This is a genomic window from Citrobacter freundii complex sp. CFNIH9 (genome assembly GCF_002903305.1).
GTDB lineage: Bacteria > Pseudomonadota > Gammaproteobacteria > Enterobacterales > Enterobacteriaceae > Citrobacter > Citrobacter portucalensis.
Map to the genome: position 1 here is coordinate 2,036,120 of NZ_CP026238.1, position 19,684 is coordinate 2,055,803.

The 19,684-nt window shown below is 50.7% G+C and carries 23 protein-coding genes and 1 pseudogene; 16 read left to right on the forward strand and 8 right to left on the reverse strand.

Features of this window, described 5'->3' with window-relative positions:
- Positions 1-13: 13 nt before the first annotated feature.
- Positions 14-211, forward strand: coding sequence for a hypothetical protein (locus C2U43_RS10250; protein WP_079935314.1), 198 nt, complete (start codon positions 14-16; stop codon positions 209-211).
- A gap of 116 nt (positions 212-327) precedes the next feature.
- Here C2U43_RS10250 and C2U43_RS10255 read toward each other — a convergent pair whose 3' ends face one another.
- Positions 328-2,415, reverse strand: a complete 2,088-nt coding sequence (locus C2U43_RS10255; RefSeq protein ID WP_103285071.1) for a TonB-dependent receptor — start codon at positions 2,413-2,415, stop codon at positions 328-330.
- A 396-nt stretch (positions 2,416-2,811) separates the two neighbouring features.
- Here C2U43_RS10255 and C2U43_RS10260 point away from each other — a divergent pair, with 396 nt between their 5' ends.
- From C2U43_RS10260 to C2U43_RS10310, 11 genes are all read left to right on the forward strand, one after another.
- Positions 2,812-4,434, forward strand: coding sequence for an ABC transporter substrate-binding protein (locus C2U43_RS10260; RefSeq protein ID WP_103285072.1), 1,623 nt, complete (start codon positions 2,812-2,814; stop codon positions 4,432-4,434).
- Positions 4,434-5,408, forward strand: a complete 975-nt coding sequence (locus C2U43_RS10265; RefSeq protein ID WP_048214387.1) for an ABC transporter permease — start codon at positions 4,434-4,436, stop codon at positions 5,406-5,408. Before C2U43_RS10260 ends, C2U43_RS10265 begins: the two co-directional genes overlap by 1 nt.
- Positions 5,398-6,210 carry an ABC transporter permease gene (locus C2U43_RS10270; protein ID WP_003832419.1) on the forward strand — a complete coding sequence of 271 codons (813 nt, stop codon included), beginning with the start codon at positions 5,398-5,400 and terminating at the stop codon, positions 6,208-6,210. Before C2U43_RS10265 ends, C2U43_RS10270 begins: the two co-directional genes overlap by 11 nt.
- On the forward strand, positions 6,204-6,998 hold the full coding sequence (locus C2U43_RS10275) for an ATP-binding cassette domain-containing protein (protein ID WP_008784504.1): 795 nt from the start codon (positions 6,204-6,206) through the stop codon (positions 6,996-6,998). Before C2U43_RS10270 ends, C2U43_RS10275 begins: the two co-directional genes overlap by 7 nt.
- Positions 6,982-7,569, forward strand: coding sequence for an ATP-binding cassette domain-containing protein (locus C2U43_RS10280; RefSeq protein WP_008784505.1), 588 nt, complete (start codon positions 6,982-6,984; stop codon positions 7,567-7,569). Before C2U43_RS10275 ends, C2U43_RS10280 begins: the two co-directional genes overlap by 17 nt.
- 31 nt (positions 7,570-7,600) lie before the next feature.
- Complete coding sequence (locus C2U43_RS10285; RefSeq protein WP_003832425.1) at positions 7,601-8,116, forward strand: phospholipase D family nuclease; 516 nt, start codon at positions 7,601-7,603, stop codon at positions 8,114-8,116.
- Positions 8,117-8,193: 77 nt separating this feature from the next.
- Positions 8,194-8,844 carry a metal-binding protein ZinT gene (zinT, locus tag C2U43_RS10290; protein WP_003832427.1) on the forward strand — a complete coding sequence of 217 codons (651 nt, stop codon included), beginning with the start codon at positions 8,194-8,196 and terminating at the stop codon, positions 8,842-8,844.
- Positions 8,845-8,983: 139 nt separating this feature from the next.
- Positions 8,984-9,622: a leucine efflux protein LeuE gene (gene leuE / locus C2U43_RS10295; protein ID WP_048227040.1), complete on the forward strand. Its 639-nt coding sequence runs from the start codon at positions 8,984-8,986 to the stop codon at positions 9,620-9,622.
- A gap of 173 nt (positions 9,623-9,795) precedes the next feature.
- A complete protein-coding gene (yeaR, locus tag C2U43_RS10300) occupies positions 9,796-10,158 on the forward strand; it encodes a DUF1971 domain-containing protein YeaR (RefSeq protein ID WP_003030735.1) in 363 nt (120 codons plus the stop codon).
- A gap of 3 nt (positions 10,159-10,161) precedes the next feature.
- A complete protein-coding gene (locus C2U43_RS10305; protein ID WP_003832433.1) occupies positions 10,162-10,344 on the forward strand; it encodes a DUF1869 domain-containing protein in 183 nt (60 codons plus the stop codon).
- A 218-nt stretch (positions 10,345-10,562) separates the two neighbouring features.
- A complete protein-coding gene (locus tag C2U43_RS10310) occupies positions 10,563-11,207 on the forward strand; it encodes a hypothetical protein (protein ID WP_103285073.1) in 645 nt (214 codons plus the stop codon).
- Between the two features lie 52 nt (positions 11,208-11,259).
- On the opposite strand, the gene fdhF is transcribed toward C2U43_RS10310, so the two are convergent.
- On the reverse strand, positions 11,260-13,407 hold the full coding sequence (gene fdhF, locus C2U43_RS10315) for a formate dehydrogenase subunit alpha (protein ID WP_103285074.1): 2,148 nt from the start codon (positions 13,405-13,407) through the stop codon (positions 11,260-11,262).
- Positions 13,408-13,768: 361 nt separating this feature from the next.
- Here fdhF and C2U43_RS10320 point away from each other — a divergent pair, with 361 nt between their 5' ends.
- Positions 13,769-14,017 (forward strand): GlsB/YeaQ/YmgE family stress response membrane protein, encoded by a 249-nt coding sequence (locus C2U43_RS10320; protein WP_003832440.1) that lies wholly within the window; start codon positions 13,769-13,771, stop codon positions 14,015-14,017.
- 48 nt (positions 14,018-14,065) lie between these two features.
- Here C2U43_RS10320 and yoaJ read toward each other — a convergent pair whose 3' ends face one another.
- From yoaJ to C2U43_RS10335, 3 genes are read right to left on the reverse strand one after another with little or no spacing between them, the layout of a single operon-like run.
- Positions 14,066-14,140: a protein YoaJ gene (gene yoaJ, locus C2U43_RS10325; RefSeq protein ID WP_095533175.1), complete on the reverse strand. Its 75-nt coding sequence runs from the start codon at positions 14,138-14,140 to the stop codon at positions 14,066-14,068.
- Positions 14,141-14,142: 2 nt separating this feature from the next.
- Positions 14,143-14,241, reverse strand: a complete 99-nt coding sequence (locus tag C2U43_RS10330) for a YoaK family small membrane protein (protein WP_032941789.1) — start codon at positions 14,239-14,241, stop codon at positions 14,143-14,145.
- Positions 14,242-14,288: 47 nt separating this feature from the next.
- Complete coding sequence (locus tag C2U43_RS10335; RefSeq protein ID WP_103285075.1) at positions 14,289-15,314, reverse strand: sensor domain-containing diguanylate cyclase; 1,026 nt, start codon at positions 15,312-15,314, stop codon at positions 14,289-14,291.
- A gap of 186 nt (positions 15,315-15,500) precedes the next feature.
- Between C2U43_RS10335 and C2U43_RS10340 the strand changes: the two genes are divergently transcribed.
- Positions 15,501-15,749 carry a putative hemolysin gene (locus tag C2U43_RS10340; RefSeq protein ID WP_048214378.1) on the forward strand — a complete coding sequence of 83 codons (249 nt, stop codon included), beginning with the start codon at positions 15,501-15,503 and terminating at the stop codon, positions 15,747-15,749.
- 7 nt (positions 15,750-15,756) lie between these two features.
- Here the strand turns inward: C2U43_RS10340 and C2U43_RS10345 are convergent, their stop codons facing one another.
- Positions 15,757-16,104 (reverse strand): DUF488 domain-containing protein, encoded by a 348-nt coding sequence (locus C2U43_RS10345; protein ID WP_008784512.1) that lies wholly within the window; start codon positions 16,102-16,104, stop codon positions 15,757-15,759.
- A gap of 198 nt (positions 16,105-16,302) precedes the next feature.
- Here C2U43_RS10345 and C2U43_RS10350 point away from each other — a divergent pair, with 198 nt between their 5' ends.
- Positions 16,303-17,010 (forward strand): CTP synthase C-terminal region-related (seleno)protein, encoded by a 708-nt coding sequence (locus tag C2U43_RS10350; RefSeq protein ID WP_020996459.1) that lies wholly within the window; start codon positions 16,303-16,305, stop codon positions 17,008-17,010.
- A gap of 37 nt (positions 17,011-17,047) precedes the next feature.
- Here the strand turns inward: C2U43_RS10350 and C2U43_RS10355 are convergent, their stop codons facing one another.
- Entirely contained in the window at positions 17,048-18,235 is a 1,188-nt protein-coding gene (locus C2U43_RS10355) for a CynX/NimT family MFS transporter (protein ID WP_071444726.1), read from the reverse strand.
- Positions 18,236-18,334: 99 nt separating this feature from the next.
- Between C2U43_RS10355 and C2U43_RS10365 the strand changes: the two are divergent.
- A pseudogene (locus C2U43_RS10365) lies at positions 18,335-19,133 on the forward strand (AraC family transcriptional regulator).
- Here C2U43_RS10365 and C2U43_RS10370 read toward each other — a convergent pair.
- A complete protein-coding gene (locus C2U43_RS10370) occupies positions 19,110-19,556 on the reverse strand; it encodes a DUF441 domain-containing protein (RefSeq protein WP_003832453.1) in 447 nt (148 codons plus the stop codon). The pseudogene C2U43_RS10365 and the gene C2U43_RS10370 sit on opposite strands and share 24 nt — an antisense overlap.
- Positions 19,557-19,684 lie beyond the last annotated feature (128 nt).

The window sequence follows — 19,684 nt, forward strand, 5'->3', positions numbered from 1 at the left end:
ACTGGATAATGGTATGGCAGATATAACATTCGCGATGGAGCGTGATTCAAGTCATAGAGCGGCGAAAAATAAGTTGGATGTGCGAAGCAAAGCGAAGAACACAAATCGCAACCAGCTTGCGATTGCCGCAGTCTTGTTTTTAGGCGGTATCGTCGGGGTTATTGTTTTGGCATTATATCTAATGGTGCAGGAAGGGGTGTTTCTGTATTAATTGTTTAAATATTCTTATATGTTAAAATAAGTTGCTGATTATATCTTGTGTCTTCTTTCAATAATATTCTGCTGGTCGGGGTATTAGTGTGCCCCGACCAGCAGGATCTTATAAAATTAGAACTGATAATTTAAAGATACCCAGTAGTTACGACCAGGGTTTACGTACCCAGTGGTGGATTGCGCCGTTTGATAGTAATCACCTGCGTAAGTACTATTACGCCCCACCTGATACAATTTGACCTCACTAAAGTCTTTATCCAGCACGTTATTAACCGCCGTATTAAGCGTCAGATCTTTGGTCAGCTTATAAGACATCCCCATGTCGACAACGGTCCAGGCTTTTAAATCAGCGCCTTTATCGTCATAGACGGCCTTTTGTACCGCGCTAAGGTTGTCGTAATTTTCGGTAAAGCGTGGGGCTTTGCCGCGATAACGTGCGCTGAGCCAGGCGTTCATATCTTCCGTTGCCTGCCAGTTCAGACGGGCGTTAGCCATATGTTTTGGGGTGTAACTTAATGGCGCGCCTTTATTTTCACCATCTTTTTGCTTGCTCTGAGTGTAGGTGTAGTTGAGAGATAAGGTCAGCACATCCGACCATAGAGGGAAGGTGCTGGCAAATTCAACGCCATCGGTCCTCGCCTTGCCGCTATTGGTATAGCTGTTGGTATTATCATCGATAGAATATGAGACAATTTTATTTTTGTATTCGGTATAGAAGCCGGTAATGTTGGCGTTAAGCCCGGCGTCGTTCTCGTAATACAGCCCGGTTTCGTAGCTGATACTTTCTTCAGGTTTGAGGTCCGGGTTACCGACCGTATTCACCGTTCCCTGCGCGGTTACACCGCTGATCCCGTTATGCAACTGGCTTAGTGATGGTGCTTTATAACCTGTCGTTACGCCGCCTTTGAGGGTCCATTCGTCGGATGCGTCCCAGACCATATAGGCACGCGGGCTGAGATGACCGCCAAAGACATCGTTATGCTCATAGCGTGTTCCTGCGGTTAAGGCCAGCGAGTCGAGAATATGCCATTCATCTTCCGCATAGGCTGCCCACGTTTTTTGATGGAACGTCTCGCCGGTATTGGCCAGTACCACACCATCTTTCATCCGGGCATCCCAGAATTCTCCGCCAAGGGTTAAGAGGTGCGAATCACCTAATGGCGTCAGCAGCACTGAGTCAAGAATGACGTTGGTGTTCTTCAGTTCACGTGCGTCACCGGCCCGGCCAGCGTTCTCTGGCGTGAGTGCGGAAGATACCAATTGCCGGCCTTTGTTTTCGGTTTCATTCCAGCCGAGGGAGGATTTCCAGGTGCCGAACGTTAAGGCTGTATCGTGGCCGAGGGTCACTTTGTTACGCTCATAGCGTAGCGTTTTATCATACCCCCCTGTCAGGTTGCCCAACTGCCCGTCATCGTTGTCATAGCGCTGTCTGGCGGAGTCGAGATCTAACCACAGCGTATTGTTCTCATTGGTTTTCCAGTCGAGGCGCGTGCCAATATTATAGTTTTCCGATTCGGTAGGATAAGGTACGCGGGTGGAGGCGGTATCGCTGAGGGAGGTGACGCTGGAACCCTGACGCTGGGTTGTGCTCCCCCGAACCTGCATATCCAGTACGCCCGCAATCAACGGGCCGCTTGACCAGAAGTTGGCGACCGTACTGTTACCCCATTTATTACTCTCTTGCAGGTTAACGCCGGTATTGATGGAAGTGCTCCATTTATCGGTGCTTTTTTTGGTGATGATATTCACCACGCCACCGATTGCGTCGGACCCATAAAGCGTCGACATCGGGCCGCGGATCACCTCAATATGATCGATTGCCGCCAGCGGGGGCATAAAGCTGGTATTCATGGCAGAGAAACCGTTTGGCGTTACGTCGCTGCTGCCGTTTTGACGAATACCGTCAATCAGGATCAAGGTATAGCTGGCAGGCATGCCACGGATGCTGATCTCCAGACCGCCGGTTTTACCGGTGCTGCTTTCAACATCTACCCCTTCAACAGAACGCAGGGCTTCACCTAAGTCATTATATTTATTGGTTTGTAACTCTTGCTGCGAAATAACAGAGACGCTGGCGGCGGCATTGGTGATTTTCTTTTCATAACCGGAAGCGGTTACCACCATGACATCTTCAGCAAATACCAGGGGGCTGGAAAATCCTAAACAGGACAGAACGACAGAGGCAACAGGTTTTAAACGCATAGTCAAACTTCCTTTGTTAAAAATTCAAAGGCAGTAAGATAATTGATGGAAATAATAATACAAATAATTATCATTACAAATTTACATAACTTGTCACTTCTGGTGTTTTTCTTGAATAAATATACATAAATTGTCATGAATTTTAGATAAGGATTTAGCAGGAAGGGCCAATAGTCCGCATAGGCAATTATTAGTTCGGGATTAATATTCCTGTGAATAAATGGCGAGGGATTAATCTATTTTCTGAGATTCACATCGTACTCATAACGGAGTATCAGAAAAAAGTATGATAATTTTAGAAAATCGTCATACTTTTCTGCGCCGCATCATTTTTTTCATCATTTCGGTCCGCCATAATCCCTTCCCCAGGAGACTGCTTAACGACGGTAAATCGTTATGCGGCATAAAAATAACGTAAATCTGGATAACATAATGATCAAAGGCAAGCTGGCACTGCTTACGTGCGCATTGACTCTCGCATTAACCTCACCACTTCTTGCCGCGCAAAATGCGAGCGAAGGGCAGACGTTAAAACTGGCAATTGGACCAGAACCAACGGAAGGGTTTGACCCGATGCTGGGCTGGAGTCATGGCAGCTATTTGCTTTTGCATGCACCATTATTAAAACAAAATGCAGATATGAGCTGGGGAAACCTGCTGACGGAAAAAGTAGAGACCAGCGCAGACGGCAAAACCTGGATATTGACGTTAAAACCTGACCTTAAATTCTCTGATGGTTCCCCGCTAACCGCTGAAGATGTGGTGTTCACCTATAACAAAGCAGCAAAAAGCGGCGGCAAAATCGACATGGGAAACTTCACCCATGCCAGCCTGAAAGATAACCGTACGGTAGAAATTACGCTGAATAGCCCACAGAGCACCTTTGTGAATGTGCTGGGTTCTTTGGGTATTGTTCCGGCGAAACGGTATGACGAAAAAACATTTGCCAAAAATCCGATTGGCGCAGGTCCTTATCGGCTGGTGAGTTTTCAGCCGGGACAGCAGTTGATCGTGGAGGCTAATCCCTGGTATGCCGGTAAGAAAAATGATTTCAGTAAGCTGGTGTTTGTCTTCCTTGATGAAGATAACGCTTATGCCGCAGCGCGCAGTGGCCAACTGGGACTCGTACGTATCGCGCCGTCGATGGCGGTCGCTCCTCAGCAGACAAATTTGAAACTTTGGGTACGCGATAGCGTGGAAAACCGGGGCATTGTGTTCCCGATGGTTCCTGCAGGTAAAAAAGATGCCAATGGCTATCCGATTGGGAACGATATCACTGCCGATGTTGCCATCAGGCGCGCCATCAACTATGCCATCGACCGTAAGCAGCTTGCCGATCAGGTCATGGAGGGTCATGCGATTCCTGCGTATAGCGCAGTGCAGGGGCTGCCATGGCAGGGGCAATCCGTTGCGTTCAAAGATGGTGATAGCGAAAAAGCACGTACGATTCTGGAAGAAGCCGGCTGGAAGGTAGGTAAAGATGGCGTGCGAGTGAAAGACGGCAAAGAGGCTCGACTGACTTTATGGTACGCCAGCGGTGACAGTACGCGCCGGGATTTAGCCGAAGCTGTTCGCGCAATGCTGGAACCGGTGGGCATTCAGGTATCACTACAGTCAGGAAGCTGGGAAACCGTTGAACGTCACATGCATGCGAACCCGACGTTATTTGGTTGGGGAAGCCTGGATCCGATGGAGCTTTTCCATCATTACAGTAATCAGGCCGCGGGCGTGGAATATTACAACCCAGGTTATTACAGCAATCCTGTTGTTGAACAGCATCTTAAACAGGCTATCGACGCCCCAGACTGGCAAAAAGCGTTGCCTTTCTGGCAACAGGTGGAGTGGGATGGTAAGCAAGGGGCTGGCGTGCAGGGCGATGCTGCCTGGGCATGGCTGCTGAATATTCAGCACACTTATCTGGCAAATCCGTGTATTGATTTAGGCAAAGGCGCACCGGAGATTCACGGTAGCTGGTCACTGCTCAATAATCTGGACGAATGGACCTGGACCTGCCGTTGATGAAGTCTGTTGTGGGCCATTTTCTACGGCTGATTGTGCTATTAGTGCTGGTTGCGGCTGGCACTTTTGTGCTGCTCAGTTTTTCTCCAGTCGATCCGATTCGCGCTTATATCGGCAACGATCTCCTGCACGTGCCGCCGGAACAATATGCGCGGATCGCTGCTCGCTGGGGATTGGACCAGCCGCTATGGGAGCGTTTTGGTCACTGGTTTGTTCGTGTATTGCAGGGCGATCTCGGCTATTCCATGTTGTTTAATGCGCCGGTTGCCAGCGTGATCAAGGAACGCTTTTCCACCTCGTTTGCGCTGCTTGGCGGCGCGTGGCTACTCTCCGGCATATTGGGAACGGCAATGGGATTTGTCGCGGGTCGCTACCTGAATCGATGGCCGGACAAAGCAATCTGTCGCCTCAGCTATCTGCTTTCTTCGCTGCCGACCTTCTGGATTGGCATGTTGCTGCTGGCGTTATTTGCCGTGCGCTGGCCGGTATTTCCGGTCTGCTGCGCGTGGGAGCCGGGCAACAGCGGCGATATGGCGACGCTGACCGAGCGTCTGCGTCATCTGGTGCTTCCCGTTTGCGCGCTCAGTTTGCTGGGGCTGGGGCAAATTACGCTTCACACGCGGGAAAGCATCGCCAGCGTAATGAAAAGCGAATTTGTCCGTTTTGCGCGTTCCCAGGGAGATAAAGGCTGGTCACTGTTACGTCATCAGGTTCTGCGTCATGCAATTACGCCTGCGCTGTGTTTGCAGTTTGCCTCACTGGGAGAACTGTTGGGAGGTGCACTATTGGCCGAAAAAGTCTTTGCTTATCCAGGACTGGGGCAGGCCACTATTGATGCCGGGTTACGCGGCGATCTGCCGTTACTGATGGGGATTGTGTTGTTCAGTACCGTACTGGTATTCATTGGCAACTCGCTGTCTACCTGGCTTGTCCGTATGTTGAACCGTGCTCTGGAGCGACCTGATGCTCTATAACCCGACGCCGACGCTAATTCGTCTTTTGTTCTCTTTTAGCTGCCTGTTATTCATTGCAGTGTATGGTGCCGCAATGCTGGATAACCCGTTGAGCGTTAATCTGCTTGCCCGTCATCTTCCACCTGATGCGATGTACTGGTTTGGCACCGATAACCTCGGTCGCGATCTGTGGATCCGTTGTTTTCAGGGGGCACTAACCAGTCTGCAAATTGGTATTGGTGCGGCGTTGTGCAGTGGCTTGATTGCGTTAATGATGGCGGCGGTTTCGCGCATACATCCGCGTCTGGATGTGCTTATGCGTCTGATTACTGATGCCATGCTATCGATGCCGCATCTGCTGTTGCTTATTTTGATCTGTTTTACGTTGGGCGGCGGGAAAAACGGGGTAATCATGGCGGTTGCACTAACGCACTGGCCGCGTCTGGCGCTGATCCTGCGTGCTGAAGCGCAGCGCGTGGCCCACAGTGACTATCTGACGTTGACCTGGCGTCTGGGACACGGCCATTTTTACTGCTGGCGGCATCACTATCTACCAGCGTTGTTACCCCAGTGGTTAACCGGGACATTGCTGATGTTTCCCCATGCGGTGTTACACAGCGCGGCGTTAAGCTTCCTCGGTTTTGGACTGGCACCGCATGAACCGTCGCTGGGCCTGCTGCTGGCGGATGCGCTGAGGTTTATCAGTCATGGTGATTGGTGGTTAGTGCTGTTTCCAGGACTGATGCTGTTCAGTCTGGTGATGTTATTCGATCAGCTCGCAAGGGCGGTGCATCGTTTATGGTTACGAGGTGACGCATGTTGAGTTTAAGGCAGGTCTCGCTGGACGTGGCGCGTTATCGCTGGTACGGCGCGAAAAACTGGTCTTCGCTGTTGCAGGATATCTCTTTCGACGTAGCGCCTGGTCAGATGGTGGCGCTAGTTGGGGGAAGTGGGGAAGGTAAGAGCCTGTTGCTGCAATGTCTGCTCGATCTCTTACCAGACAATTTGCGTTTCAACGGCGTTATTACCCTGGAAGGTAAAGCGCTGGGCAGTGATGATATTCGCAAATGTCGTGGCAATACCTTCAGCTACGTCCCACAAGGTATTCAGGCACTTAACCCGCTGCTCTCGATTGAAAAACATCTGCGCAGGGCATGCCAGCTTTCTGACCAGCAGTGGAATGCCGGAAAAATTGAACGATTGCTCCAGCGTAGTCGACTGGAAAGTCGCGTATTAGATGCTTTTCCGCGTCAGCTTTCAGGCGGTATGGCAAAACGTGTTCTGGCTTGTCATGCGTCTCTGAGTCAGGCTCGCTATATTCTGGCGGATGAAATTACCGCCTGGCTTGATGCACCTCTCGCTAATCAACTGCTTGAACAGTTGCGTGAGCAATGTGAGCAAGGGGCTGGTGTTTTGTGGGTAACGCATGACCTCACGCTGGCGGCCCGCCATGCGGATCGTATTGTCGCACTGCATCAGGGAAGGGTGTCGGATAACGTCAGCCGGGAACAGCTGTTACGCGGAGAGATTAGCGAACACCTGCAACGACAATGGCGGGCACTGCCTGAAAGAAATCAACTTTTTGGAGAGCGCGATGCTGTGCTGTCGTGATGTAACAATCCGTCAGGGGGAAAAGGTTCTGTGGCAAAATCTGACCTTTTCTCTACGCCCTGGAGAACGTATTGGGATTTGTGCGCCCAGTGGAACTGGCAAAACGACGTTGGGACGCGTGCTGGCGGGCTGGCAGAAACCAACTTCCGGTGACATTCTGATTGATGACCAACCGTTGCCGATGCACCAGTATTGTCCGGTGCAACTGGTGCCACAGCATCCAGAATTAACTTTTAACCCCCGACGCAGCACCGGTGATGCGGTGCATGATGCATGGCGACCGGATGCTGCAATGCTTACCCGTCTTCACATCAATCCAGAGTGGTTAACCCGCCGTCCCGGACAACTTTCAGGTGGTGAACTGGCGCGAATTGCTTTACTTCGCGCGCTGGACCCGCGGACACGTTTTCTTATTGCCGATGAAATTACAGCCCAGCTTGATCCTTCTATTCAACGGGATATCTGGGCGCTGCTGCTTGAAGAATCTCAGCGTCGGCCATTGGGTATGCTCATTATCAGTCATCAGCAGGCGCTGCTTGATCAGATCTGCACGCGAGCGCTACTCTCTTAGGTCTCTTTCGCATTTCAGGCAAATAACTAACGTGATCGTAAAAACTATCGCTGTGGCTGCGCTAATGTACGGGGCGGGGGCTTTTGCAGCACATGCTTCCATTCAGGTGGGTTTTTCACCGGAAGGGTCGGCTCGGGCTTTAGTGCTGGATTCAATTAACCATGCGCAGCACAGCATCGATATGATGGCTTATTCATTTCAGTCTGCAGATATTGTTCAGGCCCTGGTAAACGCTGAAAAGAGAGGCGTAGTGGTTCGGGCTGTTATCGATAAGAAACGTAACCAGGGCAAGGTTAGCCAGAAGGCCATCGCGTTTGCTGCCGCGAATGGGGTTGATGTGCAACTGGATGGTCACTACCACATCCAGCATGACAAGGTAATGATTATTGATGGCGACACGCTGGAAACCGGTTCGTTCAACTTTGCCAAATCCGCAGAATTTGCCAACTCTGAAAATGTGTTAGTTATTCGTGACGAACCTGCCGTTGTTGCGCAGTATCAGGCCCATTTTGACAGCCGTTGGAAAATCGCGCACCAGAGCGGTTAAATGCTTCACAACGCCGTTGATTTAAATGTGATGTTATATTATAACATTTCACTCGCAAATGATTTGAGGGTGAAATTTTGGCTATTCGTTTTAAAAAACTGACAATCGCTCTGGGGATGCTTTTAGTCAGTAGTTCGGTTCTGGCGCATGGTCATCATTCCCATGGTGCGCCAATGAGTGAAGCAGAACAAAAGGCGTCGGAAGGGGTATTTGATGATAACCAGGTGCAGAACAGGGCGCTGACCGACTGGGATGGCATGTGGCAATCTGTTTATCCGTATCTGGTCAGCGGCGAACTTGACCCAGTATTCAAAAAGAAAGCGGAGAAAGATAAAAGCAAAACGGCAGAACAAATCAAAGCGTATTACCGTACAGGCTATGCAACCAACGTAGACACTATCGGTATTGAAAATGGCGTGATGGAGTTTCATACCGGGAATCAGGTTGCATCATGTAAATACGACTACGCCGGATATAAAATCCTGAATTATAAATCAGGCAAGAAAGGTGTACGGTATCTGTTTGAGTGTAAAGCTGCTGACAGCAAAGCGCCTAAATATGTGCAATTTAGCGATCATATTATCGCGCCGCGTAAATCGAGCCACTTCCATATCTTTATGGGAAATACCTCGCAGGCAGCCTTGCTTGAAGAGATGGAAAACTGGCCTACCTACTACCCTTATCAGTTGAAGGGAGAAGAGGTTGTGGATGAGATGCTGCACCATTAATCCGGGCTAACCTTATCTGTACACACCCGTCACCAGTGGCGGGTTTTTTAATTCATAACCTTCTCTTTCCATCACCCGATGCATTCGTTAGCATATTGTATCGCAGCAAGTGCATGTGTTTTTTCAGGAAGAGGTTAACGTGTTCGCAGAGTATGGAGTTCTGAATTACTGGACGTATCTGGTGGGAGCCATTTTTATCGTGTTGGTACCGGGGCCAAATACGATATTTGTGTTGAAGAACAGCGTCGGTCGGGGAGTGAAGGGTGGTTATCTCGCCGCAAGCGGTGTGTTTATCGGTGATGCCGTGTTGATGTTTTTGGCCTATGCCGGTGTTGCCGCATTGATCAAAACAACGCCCGTTTTGTTCAACATCGTTCGCTATCTTGGCGCGTTTTATCTGCTGTACCTCGGTGCGAAGATCCTGTATGCGACACTGAAATCGAAAGCAAGCGATGCTGCGGCCGAGGAAGTCCCGTTTGGCGCTATTTTTAAGCGAGCATTAATTCTGAGCCTGACGAATCCCAAAGCTATTTTGTTTTATGTTTCGTTCTTTGTGCAGTTTATTGATGTCAATGCACCGCACTCAGGGCTGTCATTCTTTATTTTGGCCATTACGCTTGAAGTAGTGAGCTTTTTCTATCTGAGCTTCCTTATTTTCTCCGGCGCGTTCGTGACACAGTATATTCGCACGAAGAAAAAACTGGCCAAAGTGGGTAATTCCCTAATCGGCCTGATTTTCGTTGGTTTTGCCGCTCGTCTGGCCACGCTTCAGTCGTGATGCTATCGGCCCGCTGGTTGCGGCGGGCCTTCAATATGACGCTTTGCTTTTCAGTTGTAATTGTAGGGTTATAACCAATAAATGGTATTTTAAATGTATATTTTGAGGCGTACCTTGTGTACAGCAGCGATTCAATAAGACTCGCTGGTTGTCGACTGGAAAAGGGAAGAAAAATGCTTCAAATTCCACAGAATCATATCCATACACGCTCTACACCATTCTGGAACAAAGAAACTGCGCCTGCCGGAATTTTCGAACGCCACCTTGATAAAGGAACTCGTGCCGGGGTTTATCCACGACTTTCTGTTATGCAGGGGGCGGTCAAATATCTCGGATACGCCGATGAACACAGTCCGGAGCCAGTAGAGGTGATGGTTATTGAAGCCGGTCAGTTTGGCGTTTTTCCGCCGGAAAAATGGCATAACATCGAAGTGATGACCGACGACACTTACTTTAATATCGATTTTTTCGTTGCCCCGGAAGTTCTGATGGAGAGTGCAAATCAACGAAAAGTCGTGCGCACCGGCAAGGAGTAAATCATGGGCAAAGCAACCTATACCGTAACCGTGACCAATAACAGTAACGGTGTTTCTGTTGATTATGAAACAGAAGCACCGATGACATTACTGGTGCCGGATGTGGCAGCAGAAGTGGTCAAAGACTTGGTCAATACCGTTCGTTCGTACGATACCGAGAATGAGCATGAAGTCTGCGGATGGTAGGCGTTAAATACTCTTACTGATTGAATACACAGAATTTTAATGTACTAACCGCACAGCGTTTTGACGGCGCCGTGCGGTTTTTTTATTTGTGTTGAACGTAGTGATGTCCGAAAAAAGATTTCTTAAGAATACCTTAAGAAATTCGCATTGAATGCTAATTGTCGATCATTCACAGGAGTTATGATCGCAAAACAGTAACAATACAGAACATCGCGCTTATGAAACTGAATACCCAAATTACATTCCCCACACTTATTCTAGGACTGGTCATTGTGGCGATCCCGTTCACCGCGAACTGGAATCTTCCGCTGCTTAACGGCACTGTCGTCAGATGGATCGAAAATGGGCAGGCGCTATGGCTACTGTTTGGTGCCGTATTTACCCTTGGCTATATCCGGCCTTTATCACGCCCTGAAGGCGAGAAGCAATTTTGGCTTTGGGCAGCCGTGTGGTGGTTGGTATTGCTGGGGAGAAGCACCAGTTGGGGCCGTGACTATTTCCCGGAGCAGCCTAAACTTCTGTTCAGAGCTATCTCTGTTGTAATGATTTCCATGATTATTCTGCCGGTGCTGTTGTCGAAGCGCTTACGCCTGGATATTGTCCGACGCGTGCGTAATGAACCGCTACCGCTCTGGCTGCTGGCGATCACCGCCTGCGCATTTTTGATTTCCGATACGGTAGAGCATCATCGTCTGCTGGCTCCCATCTTCCTGCACAATGTCCAATATGGCGATATGATTGAAGAATTGTACGAACTGCCGTTTATGGCTGGCCTGTTTCTGATGAACCTCGGTTTTATGCAGCGGGATATGCAGGAGGAATCTGCCTCCATCCGCTTCAGTGAACCACACCTGGTAAAGTAATGAGATAAAACCTGAGTCTGGGTATCCAGACTCAGGTGGCGATGCTGGGGAATTACGCAATGGCCTCACATAAGCGCGATTTCATGTCGCTATACGATTGAGCGGCATACTTTTCAGCCCATCTCTGATCGCTAATGTGCTCGATATTTACGGCACAATATTTGGTTTCCGGCGTTTTCGAGATTGGATCGAGGTTATCCTGGGTCAACTCGTTGCATGCACCAATCCACCATTGATAGGTCATATACACCGTTCCGGAATTGATACGCTCGGATACATCCGCACGGCTGATGACCTTACCCCGACGCGAGCTGACCCACACCAGATCACGATGACGGATACCGAGTTTTTCGGCATCATGGGTATTGATTTGCACATATCCTGGTTCATCAGCCAACGCTTGTAACGCTGCGCAGTTACCGGTCATCGAGCGACAGGAGTAATGCCCAACTTCACGCACGGTACACAGTACCAGCGGATAATTGTCATCCGGAACTTCTGCGGGCGCTCGCCACGGTGCGGCAAACAGTTTGCCTTTGCCGTTGGCGGTATCAAACTGGCTGTGCGCGTAAAGGTACGGCGTACCAGGACTATCGAGATCGGGGCACGGCCACTGAACATGCCCCATTTCCCCCATTTTCTCATAGGTCACGCCGTAGAACAGCGGGCACAGCTCGCGCATCTCATCCCAGATTTGCTGGTTATTTTGATACTGCATCGGGTAGCCCATTTCGCTGGCCAAAAGGCTGATGATCTCCCAGTCACGTTTCACATCAGCGGTGGGCTCAATCGCTTTCTCAAAACGCTGGAAGCCGCGATCGGCGCAGGTAAATACGCCGCCATGTTCGCCCCATGAGGTGGCGGGCAGGAGGACGTCGGCCATTTCCGCTGTCTTAGTCATGAAGATGTCTTGCACGACGATAAAATCGAGCGCGTTAAACCCTTCCCGAACCAGGCCCAGGTCGGCCTCGGTTTGCAGCGGATCCTCTCCCATGATGTAGTAGGCTTTTATTTTGCCTTCGAGAGCCAGATGCGGAACTTCAGTGATGCGCGTTCCAACCTTGTCATCCATCTGATTAACGTCAATGCCCCATGCGCTGGCGAATTTTTCCCTGACGGCGGAATCGGTCACGTCCTGATACCCCGGGAACTGGTTAGGTAGTACCCCCATATCGCACGCACCCTGCACGTTATTTTGCCCGCGCACCGGACCAACGCCGACGTTAGGGCGACCCAGATTCCCGGTCAACAACGCCAGGCTCGACAAACCGCGAACCACATCAACGGCCTGACCAAACTGGGTGACGCCCATCCCCCACATTACGGTTGCCGATGGTGCTGCGGCAAATGTACGCATTGCCTGACGAACCTGCTGTGCGGGAACGCCGGTCAAATGTTCAACGGCTTCAGGCGCATAGTCCTTAACGGTTTCCCAGTATGTTTCCAGCCCTTCCGCATGCTTTTGCACATACTCGCGATCGTAGAGTTGCTCTTCGATAAGAACATGGCCGAAGGCATTAACCAGCGCCATGTTGCAACCGTTTTTCAACTGCAAATGTTGGTCAGCAATACGGGCGGTTTCAATACGACGTGGGTCGCAGACAATGATTTTTGCGCCGTTCTGGCGAGCTTTAATTACCCGGCGGGCTACGATTGGGTGTGAGTCGGCGCAGTTATAACCAAAGATCAGCAGGCATTTTGAGTTTTCAATGTCGCTGATGGAATTGCTCATGGCGCCATTGCCTAACGTTTCTTGTAACCCGGCAACGGAAGGACCGTGACAGACGCGGGCGCAACAATCGACATTATTGGTATGAAGTACGCCACGTGCGAATTTTTGCATCACGTAGTTAGTTTCATTTCCGGTTCCCCGGGAGGAGCCGGTGGTCATGATGGCGCGAGGACCATAGGCTTTTTTGATTTCAGACAGGCGTTTTGCGGTGTAACGAATGGCTTCATCCCAGCTAACGGGCGTGAATTTGCCACCTTTTTCATAACGGATCATCGGGCGAGTCAGACGGGGAGTCAGGAGGCGAGTGTCGTTAAGAAAGTCCCAACCATAATAGCCTTTCAGGCATAACTGATTTTGGTTCGTTACACCCTCTGCGGCTTCGGCGCGGATGATTTTGTTATTTTCGACAACAAGCTTGAGCTTGCACCCGGCCCCACAGTATGGGCAAACACTGGTGATTTTTTTCATCAATAACAGACCTGTTAAATGCTGAAATAGCGCGAATTGTAGACGCAGCCGCGCGATAAGCACCGCGGACTACGATTTGTCGTAGCGACGGGTTGTTTAAGCATAAAGTGTGCCAGAAGTGAAAACCCAGCAATAACGGGGCTGACGGCAAAAGAGTTAAGCATAATGACTGACGATTCGACATTAATGACGAGGAGCGGCAAAAATTTAGCCTGCCGGTCAGCAGTCATAACCTTATGAAACATCGGAAAAAGATGAAAATATGAAGTGATGACGATCACAAATTTTAATTTTTCAGCGCTATGCTATGCTTTTATACAACGAGTGAATCGTTAATTTAAAAACATAAGTGAGGAAAATTATGGGCATTATTTCATGGGTGGTTTTCGGTCTTATCGCTGGGATTTTGGCAAAATGGATTATGCCGGGTAAAGATGGCGGCGGATTCTTTATGACCATTATCTTAGGGGTTGTTGGTGCGGTAGTGGGTGGCTGGATCAGTACCTTCTTTGGTTTTGGTAAAGTTGATGGTTTCAACTTCGGCAGTTTCGTCGTAGCGGTTATCGGTGCGATTGTGGTATTGTTTATCTACAGAAAAATCAAAAGCTAAGTAAACATACAGACAATAGGGGCCACTGATAAGTGGCCTTTATTTTGGTTACCACCACCCCAGTTCCGTGCCCAGAACCACGATGATCGCCACGCCAATCATAATAATCGTTGTTTTTTTCATCGTTATGCTCCCGGCGCAGCGTAGCCGCCAATAAAAAACCAGGATAAGAAAACGACAGCGGAAATGAAAATAATGACAGGGAAAATAATACCGAGTCGCATACGATTATCTACCAGAGTTATTTAAAGACGAGCCAGCATAGCAGGGCTTAATGTACGACAAAAGGGGTTTTATCCTGACGCTTTTTATCCTGATACATTGCGCTGTCTGCAAGATGAAGCGCACAGTTTACATCAGTCTCCAGCGGATCAATTTCCACCACACCCAGACTGGCACCAGGATAATACAGATGAATGTCACCCAGGTGGTAGTCACCGCAAATCTGCTGTTGCAGCTGATTTTTCACCTGCTGCAGACGCATAAGCTGATCAAGTTCATCTTCCGCTGACAGGCGAACGACTAAAAATTCGTCACCGCCCAGTCGACCGAGAATGTCATTATCATTACATTCACGGAGCAGGCGCTGCCCAATCTGGATCAGGAACTGGTCACCAACCTCGTGGCCAAAGCGGTCATTGATCAATTTGAAATCATCCAAATCGATATAGGCGACAACTATCTTCTGCCTGAGGTGACGGGCAAGCGAAAAAAGGGTCTCCACATTTTCAAAAATTGCGCGCCGATTCGGTAACCCTGTCAGGGCATCAGTGTAGGAGTGAGCAATCAGCGCGGCGTTCGCTTCACGTAACTGAGCAACCAGCGACTCTTTTTGAATCGACTGGGCGATCAGACCGGCAAACAGATGTAATACTTGTTCTCCACGTTGGCTCAATGCCTGCTGCTGGCGACTGGTAGCGCAGAGCGTTCCGTAAAACGTTCCGTCGGGAAGATGAACGGGAGTGCTCAGAAAGGTGGTGATGTCCAGTGCGCGAGCGGCGGTACATTCCGGCCAGCGTGCGGGCACGTTGTCACTGTACAGACAGTTTTCCTCAATAGCGCGTTTGCACAGCGTTTCATCCCACGGCACGGATAGCCCTTCGGGGATCTGCATTTGGCGGCTATTACGCGCATACAGAATATGCTGCAGACGGGCATCCAGATCGACCTTGGTCAGGTAGGTCGATTCCATCTCAGTCACCATCTCCAGCATCTCCAGAAGTTGCCGAACCAGACTTTCAACAGACTGCTCCGTGGCTAAGGATTGTGAGACTCTGGCAAGGATCATGTCCGACATGAGATGTAAATGCTCCTGAGTAATGACTGGGCTGACGTTGCCCGCATGATAGAACATCAAGGTGAAAGATGAAACACGCCATCCAGCTCAGAATGTAAACATAAAATGGATAGCTGGCAGGAAAACATGGAGATAGATGGAAAGTCGGGGTAACCTGCCAGGATAAGGTTTTTAACAGGAGTAAATATGAAACTGGCATCTATTGTTTTGCCCGGCTTGCTGGTGCTGGCGGGGTGTACCACGGAACCGGAAGCGCCTGTGCCACCGAAAGTTGGCATGGCGAATCCAGCATCGGTGTATTGCGAACAAAAGGGCGGCTCGTTGATTGCGGTGCAGACTCCGCAAGGTGTTAAGTCTGACTGCAAACTACCCAACGGGGAAGTGATTGATGAATGGTCACTCTGGCGTAGAGATCATCCGGCAACGGCCAAGTAATATGCGGTCAGCATTGACGTAGCCACTCAGCGAGCACCAGCGCGTGGTTTTGCTGGGTATTCTTCGCCGCATACAGTAGCGTTAAGGTTTGCTGCTGGGCAATCTCTGCGAGGCGCTTTCCTTCCTGCTGCTGTTGGGCCAGCTCTGCGCGATATTGTTCGGAAAAGTGTGAAAAATCGATCAGTTCTGCGTGGAATGCTTTGCGCAATTCAGAGGATGGCGTCAGCGTTTTATTCCATTCGTTGAAAGCAAGGTCAGTCTTTTTTATCCCGCGTGGCCACAACCGGTCGACCAACACGCGATAACCATCGCTTTTTTCTGCCGGGTCATACACGCGTTTACACTGAATCTTCATCTCTTCATCCGCTCCTTTCAGCTACCGCTCAGGTATTTATCATCAACTTTATTACGGTTAAATAAGATCGTAAAACGTGACCATTATAGCATTTTGCCCGCCCTGACTCCCAATTTAAGGGATTGTGATACCACTAAAAAGTCGGTAGGCTGAGGCTCCTTATGCTGTCCCTTATTGTCAGGACACAAGGAAAGCTTAATGGAAATTTCCCCAATTAAAGATACGCTTCGCATTGCGCTGGTGGGCGATTACAGCCCCGATATTGTGGCGCACCAGGCTATTCCCCTTGCTATCGATGATGCTGCCGCCGTCCTGGAATTGGTGGCTGATTATGACTGGCTAACTACATCTGATATCAACAGCAGTGAGGACTTGATTGGCTATGATGCCATCTGGGTCGTTCCAGGCAGTCCATATCGCCATCTTGAAGGGGCGCTGATAGCGATACGCTACGCGCGTGAAAACAGCATCCCGTTCCTGGGGACCTGCGGCGGCTTTCAACATGCGATTCTGGAGTACGCCCGCAACGTGCTGGGCTGGAGCGATGCCGCCCACGCCGAGACGGACACCACGGGTCGGATGGTGATAGCACCATTGACCTGCTCGCTGGTAGAAAAAACGGATGATATTGAGCTGCGGGCCAATACGCTGATTGCCAAAGCCTACGGGCGGGATGTTATCACCGAGGGATATCACTGCAACTATGGCGTATCGGAGGATTTTGCCGCCGAGCTTGAAAGCGGCGATCTTCGGGTGACCGGTTGGGATGAGGCTGGTGATATTCGTGCCATTGAGCTGGTGACGCATCCATTTTATGTTGGCACGCTCTTTCAGCATGAACGCGGAGCGCTGGCGGGAAAACCCGTACCGTTAGTTCAGGCGATGCTGCGCGCCGCGCGCGGATAAAAAAACGGGCAGGTTGTTCACGAACCTGCCCTGTGCATTATGCGCTCGCGATCTCCCGATTGCGCCCCGCGCACAAACCAAATACCGCCATCAGCATCGCTAACACGGCGACCCCGCCAAGAGGAATCAGCCAGCTATCGTTGAGGTCGTGAATTTTCCCCATCAGTGGTGGTCCGCAGGCCGCCAGTAAATATCCGACAGACTGTGCCATGCCGGAGAGGGCAGCAGCCTGATGCGCTGAGCTTGCGCGCAGGCCAATAAAGGTCAAGCCGAGGATCATCGTCGCGCCCGAGCCAAAGCCAAACAGAATGGTCCATAGCAATGCCTGATCGGGCATTATGGCGAATCCCGCCGCGCCGACGGCGCACATTAATGAAACCAGAGCGGCGATGGCGCGCTGATCCTTAAATCTGTTCAGGACGAGAGGAATCAATAATCCCGGCGCGGCGGTCGCCAGCTGCAGTAAACCATGCAGCGAACCGGCCTGCGCCTCGCTGTAACCGTGGCTGATCAAAATGGCGGGCAACCAGCCGATGATGACGTAGTAGATAAGCGAATTGATCCCCAGAAACAGCGTCACCTGCCAGGCGAGGCTGGAGCGCCAGATCGCGCGGGAATGCAGAGCGCGCGAGTTGCTCAAGCTGGCATTGGCCGTCTGGCGGCATTGGGGTAACCAGATAATCAGCGCCAGCAGCGGAAAGGCCATCAGTACCATCAGCGCGCCGCGCCAGCCAAACCCGTTCAACGCCAGCGGTACCACAATGGCGGAACCCAGTGCCGCTGCTGCGCCCATGGTCAGCGAGTATGCGCCAGTGAGTTTCGCCACATGCTGAGCAAAATCACGCTTAATCAGTCCGGGTAAAAGCACATTTCCCAATGCGATTCCGCAACCAATGATAGCGGTGCCGCTAAACAGGAACCCTGGTGAGGGCAGCGAACGTATCGCAATACCCACGCAAATCAGTAGCATAGCAACAAACAGGCTGCGTTCGATACCCCAACGGCGCGCAACGGCGGCAGCCAGAGGTGAAACCAGTGCGAAAGCCAGCAGTGGCAGGGTGGTCAGAAGCCCCGTCTGGGCGGTGCTCAGACCGTAGTCGGCGCGAATTGCATCCAGCAACGGGGCAGCACCGGTAAAGGTGACGCGCAATGTGGTGGCAATCATCAGGATCCCCGCAATCAGCAACGCTGCGTTCTTGCCACGGGAGGAAGGTGTATTTGTCATTTTTTTCTCATATCGTCAGGCGAGGCGATACCTTAGCGTTTTTACTCAATGGATAAATCAAGCTAAAATGACAGTTTATCGCTTAAATCGGACATTTTTATGTTAGGACTGAGGCTGGATGGATACGAACCCGATCTTCACCACGATGCGGCGGTGGCGTTTTGTATTCAGGCCCGGGAAGATGAACTTTTCAGTCCGCTGCATCAGCACCGTAAAGGCCAGTTGATTCTGGCACTGCATGGCGCGATCACCTGTGAGGTTGAGAATGCTATGTGGATGGTGCCCCCGCAATATGCGGTGTGGATCCCCGGTGAAATTCCACACAGCAACCACGTTACCGTTGGCGCACAATTGTGCTTTTTGTTTATTGAGCCGCAGGCCGTCGTGATGCCCGATCGTTGCTGCACGCTGAAAATTGCTCCGTTGTGCCGGGAGCTTATTCTGGCGCTGGCATCCAAAACGGATGCCCAACGGCTGGAGCCGGCAACCCAGCGGCTGACGCAAGTGTTGTTTGATGAACTGCCGCAGCAACCCCAGGAGCAAATGCAGTTGCCGGTTTCCGATCACCCGAAAATTCGCAGAATGGTCGCAACGATGGCGAGAGAGCCTGCACAATGGCAGACGTTGGGGCAATGGGCCAGCGTATTTGCGATGAGTGAACGTAACCTTGCTCGCCTGGTCGTCAAAGAAACGGGGTTGAGTTTTCGCCGCTGGCGTCACCAGCTCCAGCTGATTCTGGCGCTGCAGGCGTTGATTGATGGCCGCAATGTACAACAGGTCGCGCAAATGCTCGGGTACGATTCGACCACGGCATTTATCACTATGTTCAAAAAAGGCCTGGGACAGACGCCAGGCCGTTATCTGAACGGGCTGGCTACTGCTTACCAACAATCAATGAGACCAGACCTGCCGCAATAAGCGGCCCCACTGGCACACCGCGAAACAGCGCCACGCCCAGTACCGTGCCCACCAGTAAACCAGCAACAAGCTGAGGCTGGCTGCCCATTAGCGTAACGCCGCGTCCGCCAAGCCAGGAGACAAATACCCCAACGGCAATAGCAACCAGTGATTTCCAGTTCACAAAGGAGTGGATGAGCGTGGAGGGCGGTAGCGTTCCGCTGGCGATCGGCGCCATGACGCCAATGGTCAGAATTATAATCCCGACGGTCAGGCCCTGTTTTTCAATCCAGGGAAAGAAGGTATTCAGTGGGGTAACACGGACAATAATCAGCACCAGAATTGAAACAGCGACAGTGGTGTTGTGGCTGACAAAGCCCAGAGCTGCCAGTCCGAGCAGGATCAGCAGAGTGACATCAAACATCGTAGTTTCCTTGCCAAAAGAAAAAATAAGCCTGCTTACTGTACGCGTAAATGCGTGACGGAACAGGCTTTTTTTAATGATTATGATTTTTTTGGGCTAACGCACGAAGCGATGTTTTTTACTGCTAA